This window comes from Enterococcus sp. AZ101, assembly GCF_050499005.1.
In the GTDB taxonomy this organism is placed as follows: Bacteria; Bacillota; Bacilli; order Lactobacillales; family Enterococcaceae; genus Enterococcus_L; species Enterococcus_L ureilyticus.
On the sequence record NZ_JBMHEZ010000001.1, the window covers coordinates 1,811,394 to 1,836,068 of the forward strand.

A 24,675-nucleotide genomic window follows, 5' to 3' on the forward strand; every position below is an offset into this window, starting at 1 on the left:
CCTTTACAACGTTATTAATGTAGTAAAAATGTCTAAGATAAGCGAAAACTTGTAACAAACAGTAATGAATTGGTTCTCAGAGTAAACACTTTTATTTCATTTTAACCTTTTCAAATTAAATCGGCTCTGATGAAAATGCTCGTGATTCTAACACTTTTAAGATAGCTTCTGCTGTGTCTAGTGAAGTAAACAATGGAACGCCATGCTCGACAGCCTCGCGACGAATCAGAAATCCATCTTGATTTAAATCTGATCTATTTTTATCCATCGTATTCACCACAACTTGCGCCTCTCCGCTACGAATAAGATCAAGAACTGTTTCACCGCCTTGATTGATTTTAAGAACGGATTTGACCTGTAAGCCATGGCTTTCCAAAAATTCTGCAGTTCCTTGTGTTGCAATCAGGCTGTAGCCGATTGCATTGAAACGTTTCGCCAAAAACAGTGCTTCTGCTTTCGTTTCGTCTGCAATCGTAAACAAGACTGCACCAAAACTTGGCAAATGAAGACCAGATGCTTCAAATGCTTTGTACAAGGCCTTTTCTAAACTATAATCAGAACCCATCACTTCACCTGTCGATTTCATTTCAGGTCCTAAATACGTATCGACTTTTTGTAGTTTTGTAAAAGAAAATACTGGGGCTTTAATGTGTACCTGCTGACTTTCTGGATACAAGCCATCTTGATAGTTTAGATCTTTTAATTTTTGACCGAGAATTACTTTAGTAGCCACTTGAGCCATTGGAATTCCTGTAATCTTGCTTAAAAATGGAACTGTCCGGCTAGCCCGCGGATTGACTTCTATTACGTACACTTTTTCCTCATGAATCACGAATTGAATATTCATCATCCCGATACAATTTAACCCGATCGCCAATTTTTTTGTATAATCAGCAATGGTTTTCTGGATCTCTTTTGATAAGTTTTGTGGTGGATAAACCGCCATTGAATCTCCTGAATGAACACCCGCACGTTCAATATGTTCCATAATGCCCGGTATTAAAACGGTTTGCCCATCACAAATTGCATCAACTTCACATTCTTTTCCTAAAAGATAACGATCCACCAAGACTGGATGCTCTGGTGAAGCTTTTACCGCGTTACGCATATAATCTTCTAGGTCCTTTCGGTTTTCTACGATTTCCATCGCACGCCCACCAAGTACATAACTTGGTCGAACCAAGACAGGATAGCCAATTTTATTTGCCACAGCTACTGCTTCTTTTGCACTAGTTGCCGTATCTCCCAGAGGTTGAGGAATATCTAATTCTTGTAACGCTTGTTCAAATAAATCTCGGTTTTCCGCCCGATCTAAATCTTCGATGGACGTTCCTAAGATTTTGACCCCTTGCTTGACTAGCGGCTCTGCCAAGTTTATGGCTGTTTGCCCACCAAACTGTACGATAACGCCTGTTGGTTGTTCTAATTCAATGACATTCATCACATCTTCTAAAGTCAATGGTTCAAAATAGAGTTTATCAGAAATCGAGAAATCTGTTGAGACGGTCTCCGGATTACTATTCATAATAATGGCTTCAAACCCTGCTTCTTGAATCGCTTTAACTGAGTGAACCGTTGCATAATCAAATTCCACACCTTGGCCAATCCTAATTGGCCCTGAACCTAGAACTAATACTGAAGGCTTTTCAGAACGAATACTTTCATTTTCAAATTCGTAAGTGCTATAAAAATAAGGCGTTTGAGACTCGAATTCTGCGGCGCACGTATCAACCATTTTATAAACGGGCAAAACTTTTTGTTCATGGCGATAATCCGTAACTTCTTGTTCGGTCATCTGCCATAGTTCAGCAATTTTTCGATCAGTGAAACCATTTTGCTTGGCTTCTTTCAGCGTGTCAAGGTCCTTGATGTTTTCTTGTAGTGCAGTTTCTAATTCAACAATATGCAGCAGTTTATCGAGGAAAAATAAATCGATCTTAGTAAGTGTTGCCAACTCTTCGATTGTGTAATTGCGTCTAATTGCTTCTGATAAATAGAACAATCGATCATCTTGTGCTTTCACGATTTTCTCAGTCAATAATTCGTCGCTAACATCTTGCAGCTCTTTTAATTCATTATGATAGGCCCCAATTTCAAGTGAACGAACAGCTTTCAGCAACGATTCTTCAATATTTCGACCGATTGCCATGACTTCTCCTGTTGCTTTCATTTGCGTTCCTAAGCGACGTTCGCCCTTTTCAAATTTATCAAAAGGCCAGCGCGGAATTTTCGCTACCACATAATCTAAGGCTGGCTCAAATTCTGCATAAGTCGTTTCTGTGACTGGATTTTTCATCTCATCCAAAGTCAGACCAACTGCGATTTTAGCAGCTAATTTCGCGATAGGATAACCGGTTGCTTTGCTAGCCAAGGCCGATGAACGAGAAACACGTGGATTTACTTCGATGACATAATAATTGAAGCTATGAGGATCAAGAGCTAATTGGACGTTACAGCCACCTTCTATTTTTAATGCCCGAATAATTTTCAAAGATGCATCACGAAGCATTTGGTATTCATGGTCTGATAAGGTTTGACTTGGGGCAAAAACAATCGAATCCCCTGTATGAATTCCTACAGGATCAAAATTTTCCATGTTACAAACAACGATTGCATTATCTGCTGAATCACGCATTACTTCATACTCAATTTCTTTGAAACCAGCTATACTTCTTTCAATTAAGCATTGAGTCACTGGAGATAATTTTAAGCCGTTTTCGGCAATTGTTCTTAGTTCCTCTTCATTATCACACATCCCACCGCCAGTTCCTCCTAAGGTGAAAGCTGGACGAACAATGATAGGATAGCCGATCTTATTTGCAAATTCGACAGCTTGCTCAACAGTATTCACAATGTCACTTTCTGGAATTGGCTGATCTAAATCGTTCATTAATTGTTTAAATAGATCACGATCTTCAGCTTGATCGATCGCATTTAATTTTGTTCCCAATAATTCTACATTCAGTTCATCCAAAATTCCTGAAGCAGCTAGCTCCATAGCCATGTTTAATCCTGTTTGGCCACCTAAGGTAGGTAATAATGCATCTGGGCGCTCTTTTCGTAAAATTCGTGAAACAAACTCTAATGTGATTGGTTCGATATATACTTGATCAGCAATTTCTTTATCAGTCATGATCGTTGCTGGATTTGAGTTGACTAACACAACTTGATAGCCTTCTTCTCTTAAAGCAAGACAAGCCTGCGTGCCTGCATAGTCAAATTCTGCGGCTTGTCCAATGATGATTGGACCGGAACCAATTACCATGATTTTTTTGATATCTGTTCTTTTTGGCATTAGTCTTGCTCCTTCCATGCATCCATTAATTCCATAAATTCATCAAACAAATGCAGACCATCATGTGGCCCCGGTGCAGCATCGGGATGATACTGAACAGTGAATGCTGGATACTGACGATGTCTGACGCCTTCAACCGAACCATCATTAACTTCGACATGTGTCACCAGTAATTTCTCAGGATCGACCGTTGCTTCAGCTACTGCATAGCCATGATTCTGTGAAGTAAAATCGATTCTACCTGTCGCCACTTCTCTAACAGGATGATTTAACCCTCGATGACCAAACTTCATCTTGTACGTATCCGCTCCATTTGCTAAGGCAAATAGCTGATGACCTAGGCAAATACCAAAAATCGGTACTTTTCCTTGAATTCCTTGAATCATTTCAATTGCTTCTGGTACATCTTTAGGATCCCCAGGCCCATTTGTCAGCATGACACCATCTGGTGAAAGTTCTAAAATTGTTTCTGCATCTGTGTTATAGGGTAAAACAGTTAAATTGCAATGGCGCTTTGATAATTCCCTTAAAATACTGTGTTTTAAGCCAAAGTCCACTACTACTACATTACGACCAATTCCAGGACTAGGATATGGTTTGGTTGTTGAAACTTGTGCGACTTGATTTTTAGGTAAAACCGTCGCCTTCAACTGATCAAATTCATGAGTCAAATCGTCATCAGCATCTACAAATGCCGCTTTCATCGTCCCGACAGAACGAAGTTTTCTCGTTAAAGCCCGTGTATCAATTCCAGCAATTCCCGGAATACCTTTTCTTTTTAAAAATTCGTCTAGTGACATTTGGGCCCGCCAATTAGAAGCCAAGCGAGCCTGCTCTTTGACTACAACTCCTTTACAAGTTGGAGAAATCGATTCATAATCGTCGCGATTGATACCATAATTACCAACCATTGGGTAAGTAAACGTAATGATCTGACCATTGAAACTTTGGTCAGTGATGGTTTCTTGATAGCCTGTCATACTAGTTGTAAAAACAACTTCTCCAACAACATTAACATCTGCACCAAATGCTTTTCCTTCAAAAACAGTACCGTCTTCTAGTATCAATAATCGCTTCAAACTTATGCATCTCCTTTAGACCAAGCTGACTGTCCATCAACAAAAGTCATTAATGTATTCCCTTTGACTTTCCAGCCAACAAAAGGTGTATTGACCCCTAGTGATTCGAATTTTTTATCATCGATTGCCTCTTCTGCTAGCAAATCAAATACTGCAATATCTGCCGGACTGCCGATTGTTAATGTCCCCGCATCTAAGCCAAATATTTCGGCTGGTTTTGTTGCCATCCAATTGATAACTTGTTCAAGAGTAAATTTGCCTGGTATGACAAAGTGCGTATAAATTAGTTGAAAAGCCGTTTCACTACCAACAATCCCAAACGGAGCTTTTAAGAATGTTTGATTCTTCTCCTCCAACCCATGTGGTGCGTGGTCTGTTGCGATACAATCGATCGTGCCATCAAGTAAGCCTTCAATAAGTGCATTGCGATCAGAAGTAGCTCTTAGCGGCGGATTCATTTTCCAAAAACCATTGTCTTCGGGGATATCTTCGTCAACCAAAATCAAGTGATGAGGCGCAACTTCTGCCGTTACATTAATTCCAGCACGTTTAGCGTCACGGATCACGCGGACACTTTCTTTGGTTGAAACATGACAAACATGATAATGAACGCCTGTTTCACCAGCTAACACAACGTCTCGTGCGATTTGTGATGCTTCAGTCGAACTTAAAATACCTGGTAATCCTAATTTTTTAGAAACCTCACTTTCATGCATCACACCACCGAATAATAACGATTCATCTTCTGTATGTGCTACGATTGCCATATCAAGTGCTGCTGCTTCTTTCATTGCAAGGTGCATCGTGCCTGCGGTCTGCACACCAACGCCATCATTGGTAAAAGCGAAGGCGCCAACTTCTTTCAATGCTTTTTGATCCGTTAATCGTTCACTACGTAACTCTTCGGTAATAGGAGCATATTGCAACACTTTCACTACTGCATTTTTTTCTATGATTTGATAAACTTCTTTTAATTTTTCAGCAGTATCTGGAACCGGGTTCAAGTTAGGCATAGCGCAAACAGTAGTATATCCGCCTCTGGCTGCTGATTTACTACCAGTAGCGATTGTTTCTTTATAGGTAAAGCCCGGTTCTCTTAGATGGACATGAACATCAACTAAGCCTGGTGTGATCAATTGACCTTTAGCATCATAAACTTCGGTAAAAGTAGTCTCGTCAAAGGACTCTCCAATCGCCCTGATTCTGCCATCTTCGATCCATATTTCTGCTGTAATCAGTTGATTGTCTTTTTTGATAATTTTCCCATTTTTGATAAGTGTTTTCATGTTGTTCACCTATGCCTTCCCTTGTAGTACTGCTTCTAAAATAGCCATTCTCATATATACGCCATTACTCATTTGTTGAATGATCCGCGACTGGATTCCTTCAACAAGCGAGTCTGCTAATTCAACATCACGATTAATTGGTGCTGGATGCATGATGATTGCTTGTTTTTGCAAATGTTTTGCTCGTTCGATGGTTAACCCAAAATTTTTATGATATTCCTCTTTCGAAAATATTTCTGAACCGTCATGCCGCTCATGTTGTACTCGAAGCATCATCATCACATCAACAGTTTCCACAACTTCATCAAGTGGCATGTAGTGTCCATAGGCTTCAAATTGTTTGTCATACCATTCTTCTGGGCCTGAGAAAAAGATTTTTGCGCCAAGTCGCTTTAGCATCTGCATGTTCGATTTAGCTACACGTGAATGGGTGATATCGCCAACGATAGCTATATTGAGTCCTTCAAAGTGTCCAAATTCTTCGTAGATAGTCATCAAATCCAATAAACATTGTGTAGGATGTTGCCCACTGCCATCACCACCATTGATAATAGCGCATTGAATCGTTTTACTTTGGATCAGTTCATCGTAATAATTTTCTTCACTATGACGAATAACCGCCACATCAACTCCGATTGCCGACATTGTCAGCACCGTATCATAAAGCGTCTCACCTTTTTTGACTGAACTCATACTCTCTTCAAATTCTATGACTTCAATCCCAAGTTTCTTTTCAGCTACATCAAAACTTTTATGTGTTCGTGTACTATTTTCAAAGAATAAGTTTGTCGCAAAGTACTGTTTCTTTTCCGGCTGCCACGTCGCTCCTTGTTTAAATTCCTGTGCGCGTCGGATCAACCCCATAACTTCTTGATCACTTAATGCTTCTACAGTTAAAAGGTGTTTCAAGCTAATACGTTCAGATGTGATGATCATACGTTCATTCCTCCCTATTTTAAAAGCTGAAAGAACTCATTCAGCCTTGAAACTAGACAACTTATTCATTCCTGTTGCTAGATGGACTTTTCTTCACTGCGTGCTGTTTCTGGTAAAATTAAATTTAGAATAATTCCTAAAACTGTAGCCAATGCCATTGATGATAATTCAAACGTATCTAGCTTAAAAACTAATCCCCCGATTCCTATCACTAAGATTACAGAAGCGATCAATAAATTCTTTTTCTTATCAAAATTGATTTGATTGTCAATCAAGATTTTTAATCCACTAGCAGCAATCACTCCGAATAAAACGAAGCTGATACCGGAAATCACTGGACCAGGGATGCTTAGGATAATGGCGCTTAATTTCCCAACAAAACCAAGTCCAACAGCGAAAACTGCCGCTCCGCCAATCACAAAGACGCTGTGAACCCGAGTAATGGCTAAAACTCCGATATTTTCACCATAACTAGTTACGGGAGGGCCACCGACTAGCCCTGCGACAATTTGAGCCGCTCCGTCGCCCATTAGTGTTTTGGATAAACCGGGATCTTGAAAATAGTTGCGTTTGGTCAGCTTATTTAAGACCATTAAGTGCCCGATATGTTCTGTCATTGTAACGAAGGCAATTGGTGCCATCGTTGTGATAGCATTTAAATGTAATTTTGGCTGATACTGCACAAATGGAATTTCAAAATTCGGCATGGCAAACCATGCAGCTGCCTTGATCGGTTCGACATCAACGATCCCGAATAACAAAGCCACTAGATATCCGCTCACAATCCCTAGTAAAATGGGAATCAAACCGAGGAATCCTTTGAAAAACATGTTATAAAAAATGGTTAAGCCTAGTGTAATAAGTGCTACTGCAATATAGCTAAAATCGTACTCACCATTATTGAACATGGCATTATTTGCCGCGTTTGATGCGAGTCCCAACCCAATCACCATAACCACGGGGCCAACGACGATTGGCGGTAAAATTTTATCTAGCCAGCTTGAACCAATTTTACTAATGATGATTGATACAATTAGGTAAACGAGACCCGTTGTAATCGCTCCTTGGGCGATTGCTGGATAACCGTCAGTTTTCATCAGCATCTGCATGGCAGCTATAAAAGCAAAGCTACTTCCTAAGTATGCAGGAATTTTCCCTTTCGTCACAAACAGATAGACGATTGTTCCTAATCCAGAACTTACTAAGGCAATCCCTGGATCGATTCCTACTAAAATCGGAACCAAAACTGTTGCACCAAACATGGTGAATAAATGCTGTAAACTCAAACCTATCCAATGTATTGTCTTCGGTCTATCATGTATATCTAAAACTGCTTCTTCATTACGAAATTCTTTTTCTGTCATCTCAACCTACCCTATCTTTTACTAATCTATTTGTTTACTCTTCTATACTAGCGATCAAAATTCGATCTGTTCCGTCTTTTTCTTCTACTTCCACAATGATTTCTTCAGCCATTGATGTTGGAATATTCTTTCCAACGTAGTCAGCTCTGATTGGAAGTTCCCTATGTCCTCTGTCTACTAAGACTGCTAATGAAATTTTTCTTGGTCGTCCCAGATCCATGACTGCATCCATTGCTGCTCGGATCGTCCGACCTGTAAACAGGACATCATCAATTAAAATAACCTCTTTTCCTTCTAATGAAACAGGTATGTCTGACGAGTGCAATTCTGGTTCTTCCAAAGAGCGTTCTTTCATTGTCTGACCATCCATATCATCACGGTATAATGTGATATCAAGCTCACCTACAGGAACCTCGATTTGTTCTAATTGTTTCAACCGCTCAGCAATTCGTTGTGCAATATAGATCCCTCGCGTTTTGATTCCTACTAATACGATATCTTGGACTCCTTTGTTTCTTTCGATGATTTCATATGTGATTCTGGTTAAGGCACGTTTCATAGTAACTGCATCAACGACTTCTTTTGTTTGCATTTTTGTCTCCTCCTGAAAATATAGTTTTTCTTGCCACCTTATGCGTGACTTGTTTCAGCGTAAAGGCGTTACACTTACTCTTTTTTGTTTGGTGTTGGTGCTTGTTCTTCCTAATTTGGAGTAGTTAGCGCTTTTGTACGGTGACTTCTCTCACTTCATTCGCCAAGCCTTGTTCATCATCTGCTCTATGAAGCAATCTTAGTGATTCAAAGCATACAAAAATCCTCCCACCCGTGTTCGGATAGGAGGATTGAATTTATCTATACAAAGATACTATTCATTTCACACAGATTTTTTCTAAGCGCACCTAGATATTGTTCTGCATGTTTCCTTCTTAGCCTCACGGGACTACTCTTAAAGGATTACTTATTTAATTTTCTTTCTCAAATCAGTTTACCTTTTCTTTTTAAATAAATCAATCATTATTTCTTAATTGATCTAAAGTTTTTTCAAAAAGGTCGGGTAGCGGTGCTTCAAAAACCATCATTTGGCCAGTTGTCGGGTGTTTGAATCCTAGCATTTCAGCATGTAAAAATTGTCCGTTGCCTTTTAAGGTTTTTCTTGGCCCGTATAATGGGTCCCCGGCAACTGGATAGCCAATATACTTCATATGAACGCGAATTTGATGCGTTCGACCTGTTTCTAATTGTAATTGAACTAATGTATAGCCCTCAAAGCGCTCTAACACTTCAAAATGCGTAACAGCTGGCTTTCCACCTTCTATTACCGCTTGCATCTTTCGATCATTTTTAGAGCGGCCGATCGGTGCATTGATTTCACCTTTATCATGTGCAATTTCTCCATGAACTAAAGCGATATATTTTCTAAGGGATGTTTTATCTTTTAATTGTTCTGCTAATGCAACATGTGCTTGATCATTTTTGGCAACCATTAATAAACCCGAAGTGTCCTTGTCAATGCGATGAACGATTCCTGGACGAATGATACCATTGATCGAGGATAAGTCCTTGATATGGTATAGCAATGCATTTACTAATGTGCCATGCTGATGTCCAGCTGATGGATGTACGACCATCCCTTGTGGTTTATTGACGACTAATACATCATCATCTTCATAAACGATTTCAATTGGGATATCTTCAGCTAGAACATTCAATTCTTCAGGTTCTGGTACATCGATACTAATCTCATCTTGCTCCTTGACTTTATAATTAGAACGAGTCACTTCACCATTGACCGTTATGTGTTCATCTTTTAACCATTGTTGAATTTGCGAACGGGAATGCTCTTTTAATAGATCACTTAAAACTTTGTCGATCCGTCCTTTTTCTTGTTTGATTTTTACATTAATTTGCTTCATTTTTTCCATCCTTCGCTGCTTTTTCGTCTAAAATAAGATAAATAAAAATACATATTACGCCAATAACTAGCGCTGAGTCAGCAACATTGAATATAGGAAAGCTGATAAATTCCGTTTGGAACATGTCAACCACAAAACCTAGACGTACACGATCGATAAAATTTCCGATCGCTCCTGCTAAAACTAAAGTCAAACCGACCGTAAACCACTTGCTTCCATTAATATTTTTAACGAGAATGTACAAAACGACGGCGACTACGATTACCGTCACAATGTAAAAGAACCACATTTTCCCTTCTAAAAGACTCCAAGCTGCACCTGTATTACGAATATACGTAAAGGATAAAAACCCAGGAATAAATTCTTTTGTGTCTCCTAGTTGGATATTGGCTACCGTTAAATATTTTACCCATTGATCGAGCCCAATCAATGCGGCACTGATAATCAAATAAATTGCTAACAAATGCTTCATTCCTTCTCTAAATTATTGTATAAATCTCTTGGACGAATAATTCCAAGTAAACTGCCATTTGGATTCCCATCTTTTGTAATCAATATTGCTTCTAATCGAATGTGATGCGCAAACAGTTCTTCTACTTGAAAGACAGTTGTTTCTTTATCTACAAATCGATAATTGCTTTCTTTATAATTACTAACTAAAAGCTCTGATGCTTTTCTTCCGTCTAATTGAATAGCTCCTTTAGAACTTTCAACAGCTAGCCAAATCCCTAAACCACGAACGGTGATCAAACCATTAAATTGACCATTATCATAAATTGGAAATTGCGAATATTGTTTGCGGGCCACAATCGATAAAATCTCTTGAATTGAGATATTGACATCAAAACCTGTTACTTTTTTTAAAAAACTCGGCAGAACTTTTTCAGGACTAATCAACGCTTTTTCAATTTCCTGCAAACGTTTGACTGCCCATTCATTTGGTTCAGCGATAACAAAATCCGCTGAGATTTGTTCATGTACAATTGCATTTCTTAATTGAGCCATTTGGAGTAAATCATCTTGGAACAACGAAATTTGACTTTCTCTTTTTCTAGCTAAACGCCGAACCATTTCACTGAACCCTATATTTGTTGAGTTATTCAACTGCTCACGAAGTCATTTTTCAATACGATTGAAACTACTTAAAAACGCCTCTGCTCTTTCACCCATTAAGTTTTCTCCTTAATTATATACGCTTTATTTAGCATAAAAAATACAAAGATAAAATAAAGGATCATGAGCAACAAGATACCCCACAACGATAAATGTAGCACAGGAATCATAAACATCCCCACAAAGAGTATAACATAAACAACTATCAAGGTTGGATTCATCGTTATTTCTAACTCAATCAATTGCCCACTGTCTTCAACTGTAAAAGGAGCGCTCTTTAAAAAAGAGAATTGAGCTTGAATGGTACATTTCATTTCATCTAACTCAACTTGTTTCGTTTGATTTTGACTTAAGTAAAACCATTTTTTCTGCTCTTTTTTAATCTCGATCGGACTACCCATTCCATAAAATCCGGTATTTCTAGTACAACGAATCATCATGTATATCCCTCCTCGAGCTTTAGTTTAAAGTATATAACAAAAAACCGTAGACTGGAAGAAAGAAGTTGCTTTTATTTTATAAGTAATAAATCGATTTCTTGATAAATTTCTGTATCAACCAGCATCAAAATTCTCTATTCCCGAACTTTTTGTTCTTATTTAATAAAATTTATTAAGCTGCCACCAATTTAAACGTTTCCATACGGAGCGTTTTATCACAAACATTACTTTTTTACAAAAGATTGACGGCTTCGTTTTTTCACTTTATAATGATGCTAGACTTTAGAAAATAAAGGAGCGTGATTTGAATGGAAAAAGGGTTCGTCAAGTGGTTCGATAATAGAAAAGGTTACGGCTTTATTGGTTACAATGAAGACGAGGAAATCTTTGTTCATTTCACAGCAATTGAAGAAGATGGCTTTAAGTCGTTAGAAGAAAATCAGGCAGTCGAATTTGAAGTAATGGAAGGCACACGTGGGCTACAAGCAGCTCATGTGAAGAAAATATAGAAAAACAGCATCCTGTATTTATACAGGATGCTGTTTTTTTAATAATGTTTACTAATAGTCAGCTCAGGATCATCTATAATTGTTGCCTTAAATGATTTATGCTGCTTGATTGTTTCTATAAATGCGTTTTTATTCTTTTTAGTCATAATAAACATCTGTGTTCCTTCTTTGAAATCACACGATTTTAGTTCAATGCATTTAGGTCCCACTCGAATAGCTTCAATTGCACTCAATGTAATTTTTTTTCGTCTCACTGGTAATAAAGCATGAACGACCAAGTATTTTCCGTCTATTATAAAATAACGATTGCATCCTAAAAAGACAAAGAAAATAAAAATACCCAAGACAATATTACTTGTTAAGTAAGGACGAGTATGTTCCAATGTTAAAATCAAACTTAAAAATAAAATGCCAAATGTACAAGACCAATAAATTATCGCTGTTGATAATTCTGGTTGCCAATGATAGACTTTTTTCTTCATGTAGCGACCCCTTAATAAAAATTCAGTATGTTATAATAGTAACATATTTCAACTTTTAACGAAAAGAAATAAGGAGATATTTATGTTACGAATATATGTCGATGCTGCAACAAAAGGAAATCCAGGTCCAAGCGGCGGTGGAATTGTCGTTGTTGGTGACGGGATTCACGAACAATTTCACGTTCCACTTGGTGAGCACTCAAATCATGAAGCAGAATTTAAAGTTTTTATGAATGCTCTTCAACTACTGATCGATAAAGAGTTAAATGATCAAACAATCTTAATTCATTCTGATAGTAAAATCGTTGTTCAAACGATTGAAAAACGATATACTAAGAATCTTTTATTTCAACCTTATTTAGAGACGTTCCAACAATTGGAGAAGAACTTTCCTTTACTTTTAATAAAATGGATTCCTGAAAGTCAAAATAAAGGTGCTGATAGCTTAGCGCGACAAGCTTTGCAAAAATATCAATAATCTTGTTTTACGTTGTCAAATCAACTATGGCTCCATTTGTTACTTGAAGAATCGAAGCAGCAGGTAATTCAATTTGCAGGCCTCTTTTACCTGCTGAGACAATGATTGTAGTGTAATCAGAGGCTTCTTTAGCAAGATAAGTTGGAAACAACTTTTTCATGCCAATGGGTGAACAACCTCCTCTGATGTATCCAGTTGTTTCTTCCAAGTCTTTCAGATGGAGCATTTCAACTTTCTTATTACCGCTTGCACTAGCCAGTTTTTTCAAATCTAGTTCCTTATTACCTGGGATAACAGCGACAACTGGTCCTGTTTTATTCCCTACAGTCACTAAGGTTTTAAAGATTTCCCCCTCTTCTATCGCTAGTTTTTCTGCAACGCTATCTGCACTTAAGTGATCCTCACTCCACTCAAATTCATATTCCTTATAAGCTATCTTATGTTGTTCCACGATGCGCATCGCATTTGTTTTTTGTGTTTTCTTTTTCTTGGCCAATTCTACTCACCTCATACTTAAGTGTATCAAAGAACGTTATGGATGCAAGAAAAAAGACTAGTTTAGAAATTAGTCTTTCATTTCTAAGCTAGTCTTATTCTTATAACGCTAATGTGTTAAGAATCTCACGCAATTCACCTACAGGTACTTGACCAGGGGCAGATGCTTTTTTGGCAGCACCAAAAGTCATTGCTGATCCAAAAACTTCACCGCACATTCTGCTGACCATCCCTTTTTGACCCATCGACATAGTGACAATCGGACGATCTGCATGTTTTGTTTGCATTTCATTGGTAGCTTCTAAAAGGGTTAAAACATCATCTGATGATTGAGGCATTACAGCAATTTTACAGATATCTGCATTTTTTTCTTGCATTGTACATAATCTTGAAACGATTTCCTCTTTGCTAGGCGTTTTGTCAAAATCATGATTACACATCACGATTTTGATTGTTTTTTGGTGCGCTAATTGAATGATTTCTTTGACAGCATCTTCTTCCATAAACAATTCAACATCTAATAAGTCAATTGCGCCATTTTCAATAACTGTTTTATATAAATCAAAATATTGCTGATCTGAAAATGCAATTTCTCCACCTTCTTGTTTCGTGCGGAATGTGAATAGAACTGGCTTATCTGATAAAATCTCTGCAATTTTCTTAGACATTTCTGCCGTCGCTTGAAAATCTGCTACTTGATCAAAAAAGTCAACACGCCATTCAACAAGATCGCAATCAATCGTTACTAAATGTTTCGCCTCTTCTATTAATTCTTTTTCATTTTTACCTACTAGAGGAACAATAATCTTAGGACTCCCACTTCCGAGAGTCACGTTTTTAACTGTGACGGTATTCATTTGTTTTTCCTCCCTATTTAGATGTATCGATCGTTTGACGATAGCGGATAAAAATAATGACCGCTAATACAAAACCGATTCCCGCAATGATTGTATCTAATAGCATAATGCCACGAGGGTTGCTACTAGCGATTCTACCAGAAACAACAGGAATAGCAAAGGAAGCAATACTTCCGAATGTATAAAAAATTCCAGTTATAGTGCCTTTACCAGCTGGGAACATTTCTCCCATAACTGTTAATCCTAACTGCATTACACCACCGGCTGCAAAAAATCCAACTAAAACGGCTCCAACAATCAATACTGTCGGTGTTGGGAACAACCACATAGCTGTAATGGATAAAAATGAAGCGAGCGTGTATGGCAATACTAGATTGACTGGACGAACCTTAGCTGCAACAACTGCCGTTACACCAACACAGACTAATGAACCTGTTGAATAATATGAAACAAGTAACTTGGCTGAGTTTTCTGACATAGCTGCAACTTCTTGTCCATATACTGCAATATATTGACTAATCAGATAAAATGTTGCTTGAGAAATAAAGCCATAAATGACAAATGCAACGCCTTCGATATGCATTTTAGGTTTACTTTTGAATATTGTAACTGGAGCTGCTTCAATTTCAATGCCTTCTTTTTCAGCTTCTTTATTATCTGAATCTGGAAAAGGTAGTTTTAATAAGAACAAAGCGTTGACACATAATAAAACAAGACACACAACAAAGGACCAGCCGAACCATAAACCACTGCTTCCTAAAAAGGCAATAATAAATGGTAAAGCGAATTGACCAATTTGGACAGCTGCTTTGATTAACACACTTGCTGTCCCAGCTGTTTTAGGAAAAGACTCCATTAAAGCAGGATAAGTTCCTGAATCCAAACAAGAATTAGCAATTCCTGCAATCACACCAAATGCCATCGCAACTGGTACACTTGGACTGAATAAAATTCCAACAAAAAATAATGCATAAATCAGCATACCTAGATAAACAAACGGCTTACGGCCAAATTTATCTGATAACCAGCCAGAAATCAAAATCGCGACTAATCGCCCAATCCCGAGCATTGCCACAACACCAGATACACCTTCAATATTCGTGTTCCATTGTGCAGCTAATGCATCTTTGTTTTGCATGATGATCAAAACGCCCATCCCATGCACAATATAGTTGATATACAGCCCTAACGCTGTTGGTACATATTTATTTTTCATTCATTTCTCTCCTGTAAGTAACATTGTTTTTTGTTTAAAATAATAGCTCACGAATATAATCAACTGGCATATCTTCACCAGTAAAATGTTTGAACGCTTCAGCACCTTGATAAAGCATCATGCCAAGGCCATTAATCGTTTTCTTTGCGCCATGTTCACGGGCAAATTTTAATAATTTTGTTTCTTTTGGAATATAGACTACATCAAAAACAACTAAATCTGGACGAATTACTTCTGGATCATTAATTAGACTTTCTTCTTGTAATGGTTTCATCCCTACACCTGTTGCATCGATGTAAATACTGCTCTCGCTGATAGATTGCTTAAATGCTGCTTGGTCAGATAAGTCTGTCAATGTTGCAACACATTCTGTGTTTCCGTTGATTTTCTTAACCGTTTCTTCTGCTGTTTGATAGTGTTGATCATTGATATTGAAAATCCGTAATTCTTTTACCCCATCTAAAGCAGCTTGGATCGCAATTGCTGTTCCAGCGCCTCCTGCACCGGTCATCGTAACGATTTGCCCCTTCACTTCAACGCCCTCTTCTTTTAAGGCCCGCATTGCCCCCGTACCATCTGTTACATGACCAACTAAGTGCCCTTTACCCTCTTTATTGGTCACTGTATTCACTGCACCAACTAATTCCGCTGCTGGTGAAAGTTCATCTAAATAAGGAATGATGGCTTGCTTATTAGGCATTGAAACGTTCGAACCACGAATTCCTAGCGCACGAATCCCTTGAACAGCATCTTTTAACTCTTCGTTTCCAACTTCAAACGCCATATAAGCATAATCTAAGCCTAGCTTAGCAAAAGCTTCATTGTGCATGGTTGGTGATAAACTGTGGCGAATCGGTGTTGCAATCAAGCTGATTAATAATGTGTGTCCGTCAATTCTTTCTGTCATTTTAAATTCCCTCACTTTATATAGTTTGTGTTGCTTGTAAGCTCTTTGTTTGTTCGAATAGCATTTTTTGCGTTCTTGTATTTTCTAAGACTTCGATTGTTTTTAAAATATCTCGTGCTTCCCGAGTTCCTTCCATAATTCGTCTTGCTACCTTGCTATCCCCCATATTCAATAGAACAGCTCCATTGCTTCTAGCATAATTATCTAGTTCTCGAATCAAAGGTGCCTCTGCACGCATGCCAAGACAGACAAAGCCTAAATCGAATGGTAGTTCCATTAACTCACCATCTTTTTCAACTAAGAAGCTACTTTCTCTAACTTCTGTCAACTTAGTCTCTACATGGACTTCCACACCAAATTTCTCAACAATTTCCATCATTGCTAATTTTGTGATCAAATCTAAATCTTTCCCGATTTCTCCTTGCATTTCCACGATACTAACTTTTTTCGCTCCACGTTCAGCGTAATATTCCACCACATCAAGCCCAACAGCACCACCACCGATTACAACGATTTCTTTGCCTTCAAACTCTTGAAATTTCGTCATATCATCCAAAATATCAAAAATAGAGAAAATTTTCCGATTTGGATTAGCTAACTGTTCTTTTAATCCATTTATAGGTGGTAATAATGGTTTTGCCCCCGTTGCATTAACAATAATATCCGGTCCAATGGCTTCAATATCAGCTAGTGATGCAGGCTGATTCAAATGAATCGCTAAGTTGTCGAGCTCTTTACAACGATTGATTTGATAGGTAATAAAATCGTCGATTCTTTTTTTATCAGGGAAGCGAGCAATCTCGTGCCCTAAACCACCTAGATAATTTTTTTGTTCAAAAAGTTCCACATTAACGCCCACTTCAGCAGCTGTTGCAGCAGCTTCAAGCCCTGTAGTCCCTCCACCGATCACAACCATTTTGGTTGGATGCAAAATTGGTTTCATTTTGTAGTCATCTTCATAATGTAAATCTGGATTAACCGTACAACGCATTGGACGTGCTTTCGCAATGCGATGATCAGCACAACCAATATTACAGGAAATACATTTTCTAAGTAAATCTTCTTGTCCGTTCGCAACTTTATTGACCCAATTCGGCTCAGCAATCAAACCACGTCCCATCGCAAGTAGGTCGGCATCACCTGATTCTAAAATTTCTGTCGCTCTTTTAGGACTACGAATATTTCCAGAAGTAACTGTTATTTTATCAGGAAAACGTTCCTTCACAGCTTTTGACATATAGGCACGCCAGCCATCTGGTAAGTTCATTTTATCGATTTGATATTGCAAACTGTCGTTCAATGCAGCTGAGACATTCAAAATATCTACTTCTTCCGCAAAGTAGCTTAAAATATCAATCGTATCTTCTAAAGTATTACCACCTTCTAGTAATTCATCCGCACTAAAACGTAGTGAGATTGGGAAAAATGGCCCTACAGCTTTTCGAACAGCTTCTACCACTAGTTTCGTTAAGCGTGCACGATTTTCCGGACTACCTCCAAATTTATCTGTTCGCTTATTATATAATGGAGATAAAAATTGACTTAACAGATAAGAATGCCCTGCGTGAATTTCTACACAATCAAAACCAGCTCTTTGCGCTCTTAAAGCCCCATCTGCATAACGGTCAACAATTCCATAAATCTCTTCTTCTGTTAAAGGTCGTGGAATCGGGTTCCCTTTTTTAGAGGGTATATTAGATGCTGAGACTGGTTGCTCTCCATCTAAACGTAAACCATAAGCCGATGCTCCAGCATGGTTGATCTGTACAGAAGTACACGCTCCATAAGCATGCATTTTTTCATTAAAGTTCCATAGACCTGAAATATATTGATCATTATCCATCCTTAGCTGGCGAGCCCCATTGGTTCCCATTGGATAATCGATGCAAACATTTTCTAGCGTAATCAGACCGGTTCCACCTTTAGCACGTTGTTCGTAATAAGAAACATGCTGCATACTGAAAGTACCATCCATGTTAGCGAAATTCGTCCCCATTGGCGGCATGACAACCCGATTTTTTAAAGTCATTCGTTTTACACTTAATGGTTCAAAAATTGCTTGATAATTATTCATGATTTCCTCCTATTTTTAAAGTAGAATAGATTAGCTACAAAACTTGATCGTGAAAAAGCTAACTTGAATCTATTTTATTTTATAAAAAAATAGATGTCTCCTACTTCTATGTAATTATTTGATTCGAAATATCAATTCCATCAATTGTTAAACATTTCACAATTACTGTGATTTTATTGTAATCCAGTCGATCAATAAATTCCAATGAATGTTTTTTATGTTTCCGATAAACAATATTTATATATTGTTTTAAAATGATTTTGGCTTTTTTGATGCATGTTTGAGTATTTATTGATAAACTATGCTTATGAATGACCAATAAGGAGTTTTTACCTATGAATTTGCGACAACTAGAATTTTTTAGAATGTTAGCTGATACCCAACATATGACCCACGCAGCAAAATTATTAAATACAACACAGCCCAATTTAAGTCACTCTATGTCTGAACTAGAGAAAGAATTAGACGCCCAACTTTTTGAAAAAAAAGGCAGAAATATTCAACTGACCAAATACGGAAAATTTTTCTACACCTATGTGTCAACTGCTTTAGAAGAATTAGCGAAAGGTGAACGTGCCTTAAAAGAATTAGTCAGTCCTGAAAAAGGGTTGATCGACTTTGGTTTTATTTATACTGCTGGCTCTTTTTTAGCTCCTATGTTGATGAAAGAATTCTCTGCATACCCAGGTAATGAGCAAATTCGTTTTCATTTATTTCAAGGAAATTCTTCAGATATGACTGATTTATTATTAAAAGAAGATGTTGATCTTGCAATCACTTCTAAGTTAAAAGAAGATGAACAACTAAATTATGAAATTTTAACAGAGCAGGAAATCGTTTTGATTGTACCTGTTGACCATCCCCTGGCAAGCTACGACAGTATTTTTTTAAAAGAAACAAGTGCTTATCCCTTTGTTTACTTTAATCAGAGAAGTGGTTTGCGCCCTTACCTTGATAAGATGTTAACAGCCGCCTCTGTTACACCAAATATTATTTGTGAAGTGGAAGAAGATCACACCATGCTTGGATTTGTTGCCCACAATTATGGAATAGCTTTGATGCCTAAAATCCCTTCAATTTCAGCCTATAATGTCAAAATGATTACCCTTGAAGATAATTTTTTTCCTCGCTACATCTATTTAGCTACGAAAAAAGATCATTTTTTATCACCTGCTGCCTTACGCTTTAAAGAATTTATCGTCTCGTTTGCTCAAAATATGTTTTATGAATAGCAAAAAGAATCGTTCCTGAGAGAGAACGATTCTTGTTGCTATTTTATAATTTCAATGAAAAATACTTTTAGATAGTTACCTTCTTCAAAATGCTTATTGGTTCTAAAATCATTCGGTAGTTGATAGGTTTCTTTAAATTGATACCGAACTTGCTTTTCTTCTAATGCCTGAACTATCATGTGTTTATATTTCTCTAAAGAAATATTTGCAGCATTTGTTGAAGCAATCAATAAGCCTTCTTGTTCTAAAATATCTACTGAATCTTTCACTAAATCCCCATAATTTTTAGCTACGGAAAATACTTTCTTCTTATTTCGAGCAAAACTTGGCGGATCTAAAATGATTACATCATAATGTAACTGCTTACGTGACGCATATTTAAAGTAGTCGAAAACGTCCATAACGATGATTTTTTGATCGTCTACGGCTAAATGATTCACTTCAAATTGTTCTTTTGTTTTCGGTAAACTTCGTTTTGCCAAGTCTACACTAGTCGTTGTACTAGAGCCGCCCATTGCGCTGGCAACTGAAAATGCGCCTGTATAGCTAAACATATTCAAGACTGTCTTGCCAGCTACTACGCCTTCAACTAAACGCCCTCTTACTTCTTTTTGGTCTAGAAAAATCCCTGTCATCAATCCATCATTTAAATACGTAGCATACCTTACACCGTTCTCATAGACGAATAGCGGTTCAGGTGCCTCTAACCCAAATAATTTTTGAGATTCAGGTAATGTATCACTCGTAAAGCGGACTTTTTCATAGGCTCCTTTAATTTCTGGAAAGCTATTTCTAAACGCTTGAATGATCGTTGCTTTTTTCTGATACAAGGTTTCGTTATACCAAGAGAAAACAGCGAATTTATCGTAACGATCAATGATCAATCCGCCTAACCCATCCCCTTCTCCATTAAATAAACGGTAAGCCGTCGTAGCTTCCTCTTGATCAAAAACTTGCCGTTGATCTTTCGCTTTTAAAAATAAATTTTCTAGAAAAAGTGAATCAATCGTTCCTTCCCAATTAACCAACCAGCCAATTCCTTTATTTTGCTTACCAAGATATCCTGTAGCAAGAAACTTTCCTTGACTATCCACGAATCTGATCCACTCATCAGTGAATGTTTTCGGTATTTCCAATAAATCTTCTTTTTGAATTAGCGGGTATCTTCCCTTAAATTTTTTTTCTGATTTCTTTGTTACCATTATATTCATTTTTCGTTACTTCCTTTGCCAAATTTGATTCCTTAGTAAAAACTACTATAGAGCTCACCATTTGCTAGTATAGCAAAAATTATTTCTTCTGTCGCCAGACATTATCAACTGATTGGGTCTGATAATCTTAAGAAAAGTAAAATTTCATTAACTTTTATGAGGACAATCCTGATTTAAATTGACATCGAATTGTAGACAGAGTAGAATTAGAACAGTATACGGAAAGCTCTTAGAATTGTTTCTTAGGCTTTCCTTTAGATTTGACTTCGGAAAGGATACGTTTATTTTGAATAATATAAAAAAAATACATATGCCTAATTTTTTAAACACTAGACTAGGACTGTTTGGGTTTGTGGCAGTATTAATCTGGCTAAAAAATATTTTTGCCTATACGGTTGATTTCCATTTAAGAATCGAAAATGCTTTCGAGTATTTCATTCTCTTTATTAATCCAATCGCCTCAACCTTTTTCTTATTGGCTATCGCTTTGTATGTTAGAAGAAAGAGAGCCTCATATATTACTATGATGGTGATCTATTTCTTGATGACATTACTGGTCTTTTCAAATGTCGTTTACTATAGAGAATTTACTGACTTTATCACTGTCAACACAATGCTTGGTGCTGGAAAAGTTGCTAGCGGTCTTGGCGAAAGTGCTTTACGTTTGTTTAGACCTTATGACGTACTTTATTGGATCGACTTCATTATTATCGGTGTGTTATTGCTCACTAAAAAGATCAAAATGGATGAACGTCCTGTTCGAGCACGTGTCGCTGTTTCCATTACGATGTTGTCTGCTTTATTTTTCGTTACCAATTTAACATTAGCTGAAACAGCTCGTCCGCAATTATTAGGTCGCCAATTTTCTCGTGATTATATCGTTAAATTTTTAGGTTTGAATGCCTTTACGGTCTATGATGGTGTGACAACTTATCAAACTAACCAGGTTCGTGCTGAAGCGAGTGAAAATGATATGGATGCTGTAGCTGATTACGTTAAAGAACATCATGCTGCACCAAATCCAGATACCTTTGGGATTGCTAAAGGTAAAAATGTGATTTACATTCACTTAGAAAGTTTCCAACAATTTTTGATCGATTACAAATTGAAAGATGAGCAAGGTGTTGAACACGTTGTAACTCCTTTCATCAATAGCTTGTATCACAGCAATAGCACCTATAGTTTTGATAACTTCTTCCACCAAGTGGGACAAGGAAAAACAAGTGATGCTGAAACAATGTTTGAAAATTCATTATTTGGTTTAGATCAAGGTTCTTTATTCACCCAAGTGGGTGGTAAAAATACTTTTGAAGCAGCTCCGGCTATCTTGGGTCAAGAAGCAGGTTACACCAGTGCTGTCTTTCATGGAAATGCTGGTAACTTTTGGAATCGTAACGAAACGTATAAACACTTAGGATATAATTATTTCTTTGATGCAAACTACTATGATGTGAATGAAGATAATTCGTTCCAATATGGTTTGCATGACAAACCGTTTTTCCAACAGTCAGCCCAATACTTGGAACATTTACAACAACCGTTTTATTCTAAATTTATTGCTGTTTCAAATCACTACCCTTATTCACAATTTACAAACAATGAAGCTGGGTTCCCGATTGCACAAACAAATGATGAAACGATCAACGGCTACTTTGCTACAGCAAATTATCTTGACAAAGCAGTTGAAGAATTCTTTAATTATTTGAAAGCTTCTGGATTATATGAAAATTCTGTGATCGTACTTTATGGTGATCACTATGGCGTTTCTACTTCTAGAAATCAAAACTTAGCAGAACTTGTTGGGAAATCAAAATCAACTTGGAATGATTTTGACAATTCAACAATGCAACGTGTTCCTTATATGATTCATATTCCAGGACAAACAAATGGCGGGATCAATCATACTTATGGTGGTCAAATCGACGCTTTACCTACTTTATTACATCTAATGGGTATCGATACTAAAAATTATATTCAAATGGGACAAGATTTATTCTCTAAAGAAAATGCACAACTTGTTGCTTTTAGAAACGGAAATTATGTTTCACCTAAGTATACAATGCTAGGTTCTAGTATCTATGACACGGCAACTGGTCGTTTGATCGAAGAACCAACTGAACAACAGAAACAAGAAGCGCAAGCCTTGAAAGACAAAGCGAACTTACAACTTGAAATGTCTGATCAAACAACAAATGGTGACTTGCTCCGTTTCTATACAAATAGCGGATTGACGCCTGTCAATCCAGACGATTATAATTACAAAGATCAATTGGAACAACTAGAAAAAATAGAAGCAGATAAAGGGCAAAAATCAACAAGTGTTTACAGCAAAAATGATAACACCTCTACCGTTGATAAATACCATACCGAATCTTATCAAGACTATTTAAAATCTGGACAATAACACAGAACAATCATGAAAGCTTGAGTAAATTACTCAAGCTTTTTTAAATCTTATTCATAATTAATTCATATTCTTCTTTTATACTTACGTTAGTGAGGTGAACCTATTTGAAAAATATTCGTTACGCGTTTGCCAGCGTTTCTTATCATAAAAGGATTTCTTTTTGTATTGGTGTTTGCTCTGCTTTTTTTCTATTTTTATTGACTAGTCTGTTGAATTTGAAAGATCTAGAAACGTCTTTATATGATCAAGTAAGCGACTTAATCAATAACTCTGAGTACCATTCTAACTATCAAAAAATTATGCAGCTGTATTCTACTTTATATTTAGTTTTTATATTACTGTGGGCAATGCTAATTACTCTGTTAGTTTTTATTTCATTAAATATAAAAAAACAAGATATGATGAAATGGCGTATTATGGGCTTTTCAAATCGTTTTATTGTGAAGCAATCTATTTTAGAAAGTATCATTCCAATTACAGTTGGAATAATCACCACTGGAGTAGTTCTTATTGTCTGTCAGCATACATATGAATTTATTTTATTACAAGTTAGACCACTACTTGCAAAAGGACTGGGAATTAAACGTGTGGCATTTTTCTCTTCTAATGTACTTATAGAAAGCACACCTAACCAAGTGATGAATTCAACTGGAGAAACACACTTTTTATCCCTAAGAATTAGCAGTTTACCGATTGCTACGATTTTCAAGGCTTTTTCAAAAAATTGTCTTTTATTATTATCGATTACAACTGGAGTTACTTTTGCTTCAACCTATTTTCTTTCAAGAAATTCAAAAAAAGTATTTAGGACGTGAGTGTATGAATTTTCCTTTAGCAAAAAATTGGACTGAAGAAAGTTTTAAGGAATTATTTCAACAACAACATATGACCGTTGTTTTAGAAGACCAAAGTAGTATTCAAGCCGATTTTTACTTTCTTATTGATAAAACATTTGAGATGAAACAATCGATGGCTGTGGGCTTTATTTCATCTGAAAATACTTTCTTACCTTATCTATCTATCAGAGACAATTTGTTTGTAGGTTCTTCCATCAAAGAAAAGGATAAAAAGAAACGGCTTGATGATCTATTTATTTATGTGGGACTTGCTACAAATGTACTAAACAAATCAGAAGAAGAACTAACTTCTTTTGAGCAAATTAAGCTTCATTTAGTTCAGCTTATGCTCATAGAAAAAGATGTTATCATTATTGATGACATTTTCCAAAAACTGTCTATTGGTCAAAGACAAGAGCTCCTACCTTTGCTTCAAAAAATAGCAAAAGAAAAACAAAAAGCCATTTTGGTTTTAACAAATGACATTCAGATCGCTGAAAGTCCTTACATGGATAAAGTTATCAAAATTGCATAAAAAGTACCGG

At 36.9% G+C, this 24,675-nt stretch carries 22 protein-coding genes and 1 pseudogene; 6 read left to right on the forward strand and 17 right to left on the reverse strand.

Annotation, left to right across the window (positions count from 1 at the left end):
- Positions 1-115 precede the first annotated feature (115 nt).
- The 10 genes and pseudogenes from carB to IGJ50_RS08665 all read right to left on the reverse strand — a co-directional run bounded on the left by carB (position 116) and on the right by IGJ50_RS08665 (position 11,426).
- A complete protein-coding gene (carB, locus tag IGJ50_RS08620) occupies positions 116-3,295 on the reverse strand; it encodes a carbamoyl-phosphate synthase large subunit (protein WP_429949896.1) in 3,180 nt (1,059 codons plus the stop codon).
- Entirely contained in the window at positions 3,295-4,374 is a 1,080-nt protein-coding gene (locus tag IGJ50_RS08625; protein ID WP_429949898.1) for a carbamoyl phosphate synthase small subunit, read from the reverse strand. The genes carB and IGJ50_RS08625 overlap by 1 nt, the downstream gene beginning before the upstream one ends.
- A 2-nt stretch (positions 4,375-4,376) precedes the next feature.
- The gene (locus tag IGJ50_RS08630) at positions 4,377-5,660 is read right to left on the reverse strand and encodes a dihydroorotase (RefSeq protein WP_429950059.1); all 1,284 of its coding nucleotides are present in this window, start codon (positions 5,658-5,660) and stop codon (positions 4,377-4,379) included.
- A gap of 9 nt (positions 5,661-5,669) precedes the next feature.
- Positions 5,670-6,596 (reverse strand): aspartate carbamoyltransferase catalytic subunit, encoded by a 927-nt coding sequence (locus IGJ50_RS08635; RefSeq protein ID WP_069641294.1) that lies wholly within the window; start codon positions 6,594-6,596, stop codon positions 5,670-5,672.
- 77 nt (positions 6,597-6,673) lie between these two features.
- Complete coding sequence (locus tag IGJ50_RS08640; RefSeq protein WP_069641293.1) at positions 6,674-7,960, reverse strand: solute carrier family 23 protein; 1,287 nt, start codon at positions 7,958-7,960, stop codon at positions 6,674-6,676.
- A 34-nt stretch (positions 7,961-7,994) separates the two neighbouring features.
- Positions 7,995-8,552: a bifunctional pyr operon transcriptional regulator/uracil phosphoribosyltransferase PyrR gene (pyrR, locus tag IGJ50_RS08645; protein ID WP_069641292.1), complete on the reverse strand. Its 558-nt coding sequence runs from the start codon at positions 8,550-8,552 to the stop codon at positions 7,995-7,997.
- Between the two features lie 415 nt (positions 8,553-8,967).
- Positions 8,968-9,873 (reverse strand): RluA family pseudouridine synthase, encoded by a 906-nt coding sequence (locus tag IGJ50_RS08650; RefSeq protein WP_069641290.1) that lies wholly within the window; start codon positions 9,871-9,873, stop codon positions 8,968-8,970.
- Positions 9,860-10,336: a signal peptidase II gene (lspA, locus tag IGJ50_RS08655; RefSeq protein WP_069641428.1), complete on the reverse strand. Its 477-nt coding sequence runs from the start codon at positions 10,334-10,336 to the stop codon at positions 9,860-9,862. The genes IGJ50_RS08650 and lspA overlap by 14 nt, the downstream gene beginning before the upstream one ends.
- Positions 10,337-10,341: 5 nt before the next feature.
- Positions 10,342-11,043, reverse strand: a pseudogene (locus tag IGJ50_RS08660) (CBS domain-containing protein).
- Entirely contained in the window at positions 11,043-11,426 is a 384-nt protein-coding gene (locus tag IGJ50_RS08665; RefSeq protein WP_069641288.1) for a hypothetical protein, read from the reverse strand. Before IGJ50_RS08665 ends, IGJ50_RS08660 begins: the two are co-directional and overlap by 1 nt.
- Positions 11,427-11,734: 308 nt before the next feature.
- Between IGJ50_RS08665 and IGJ50_RS08670 the strand changes: the two genes are divergently transcribed.
- A complete protein-coding gene (locus IGJ50_RS08670) occupies positions 11,735-11,935 on the forward strand; it encodes a cold-shock protein (protein WP_025869040.1) in 201 nt (66 codons plus the stop codon).
- Between the two features lie 38 nt (positions 11,936-11,973).
- Here IGJ50_RS08670 and IGJ50_RS08675 read toward each other — a convergent pair whose 3' ends face one another.
- Positions 11,974-12,417 carry an EbsA family protein gene (locus IGJ50_RS08675; protein WP_069641287.1) on the reverse strand — a complete coding sequence of 148 codons (444 nt, stop codon included), beginning with the start codon at positions 12,415-12,417 and terminating at the stop codon, positions 11,974-11,976.
- Positions 12,418-12,499: 82 nt separating this feature from the next.
- Here IGJ50_RS08675 and IGJ50_RS08680 point away from each other — a divergent pair, with 82 nt between their 5' ends.
- Complete coding sequence (locus IGJ50_RS08680) at positions 12,500-12,895, forward strand: ribonuclease HI family protein (protein ID WP_069641286.1); 396 nt, start codon at positions 12,500-12,502, stop codon at positions 12,893-12,895.
- 7 nt (positions 12,896-12,902) lie between these two features.
- Here IGJ50_RS08680 and ybaK read toward each other — a convergent pair whose 3' ends face one another.
- The 5 genes from ybaK to IGJ50_RS08705 all read right to left on the reverse strand — a co-directional run bounded on the left by ybaK (position 12,903) and on the right by IGJ50_RS08705 (position 18,444).
- Positions 12,903-13,355: a Cys-tRNA(Pro) deacylase gene (gene ybaK / locus IGJ50_RS08685; protein ID WP_429950061.1), complete on the reverse strand. Its 453-nt coding sequence runs from the start codon at positions 13,353-13,355 to the stop codon at positions 12,903-12,905.
- Between the two features lie 136 nt (positions 13,356-13,491).
- The gene (gene aroD, locus IGJ50_RS08690) at positions 13,492-14,247 is read right to left on the reverse strand and encodes a type I 3-dehydroquinate dehydratase (protein ID WP_429949900.1); all 756 of its coding nucleotides are present in this window, start codon (positions 14,245-14,247) and stop codon (positions 13,492-13,494) included.
- Between the two features lie 13 nt (positions 14,248-14,260).
- Positions 14,261-15,463, reverse strand: a complete 1,203-nt coding sequence (locus tag IGJ50_RS08695; protein ID WP_069641284.1) for an MFS transporter — start codon at positions 15,461-15,463, stop codon at positions 14,261-14,263.
- 34 nt (positions 15,464-15,497) lie between these two features.
- Positions 15,498-16,370 carry a shikimate dehydrogenase gene (locus IGJ50_RS08700; protein ID WP_069641283.1) on the reverse strand — a complete coding sequence of 291 codons (873 nt, stop codon included), beginning with the start codon at positions 16,368-16,370 and terminating at the stop codon, positions 15,498-15,500.
- Positions 16,371-16,386: 16 nt separating this feature from the next.
- Complete coding sequence (locus IGJ50_RS08705) at positions 16,387-18,444, reverse strand: FAD-dependent oxidoreductase (protein WP_207121642.1); 2,058 nt, start codon at positions 18,442-18,444, stop codon at positions 16,387-16,389.
- A 335-nt stretch (positions 18,445-18,779) separates the two neighbouring features.
- On the opposite strand from IGJ50_RS08705, the gene IGJ50_RS08710 reads away from it, so the two are divergent.
- A complete protein-coding gene (locus IGJ50_RS08710; protein ID WP_429949902.1) occupies positions 18,780-19,676 on the forward strand; it encodes a LysR family transcriptional regulator in 897 nt (298 codons plus the stop codon).
- A gap of 38 nt (positions 19,677-19,714) precedes the next feature.
- On the opposite strand, the gene IGJ50_RS08715 is transcribed toward IGJ50_RS08710, so the two are convergent.
- On the reverse strand, positions 19,715-20,887 hold the full coding sequence (locus IGJ50_RS08715) for a class I SAM-dependent rRNA methyltransferase (protein ID WP_429949903.1): 1,173 nt from the start codon (positions 20,885-20,887) through the stop codon (positions 19,715-19,717).
- Between the two features lie 295 nt (positions 20,888-21,182).
- Here IGJ50_RS08715 and IGJ50_RS08720 point away from each other — a divergent pair, with 295 nt between their 5' ends.
- From IGJ50_RS08720 to IGJ50_RS08730, 3 genes are all read left to right on the forward strand, one after another.
- Positions 21,183-23,291 carry an LTA synthase family protein gene (locus IGJ50_RS08720; RefSeq protein ID WP_069641426.1) on the forward strand — a complete coding sequence of 703 codons (2,109 nt, stop codon included), beginning with the start codon at positions 21,183-21,185 and terminating at the stop codon, positions 23,289-23,291.
- 107 nt (positions 23,292-23,398) lie between these two features.
- The gene (locus IGJ50_RS08725; protein WP_429949905.1) at positions 23,399-24,109 is read left to right on the forward strand and encodes a hypothetical protein; all 711 of its coding nucleotides are present in this window, start codon (positions 23,399-23,401) and stop codon (positions 24,107-24,109) included.
- A 4-nt stretch (positions 24,110-24,113) separates the two neighbouring features.
- Positions 24,114-24,665 carry a hypothetical protein gene (locus IGJ50_RS08730; protein WP_069641425.1) on the forward strand — a complete coding sequence of 184 codons (552 nt, stop codon included), beginning with the start codon at positions 24,114-24,116 and terminating at the stop codon, positions 24,663-24,665.
- Positions 24,666-24,675: the final 10 nt, after the last annotated feature.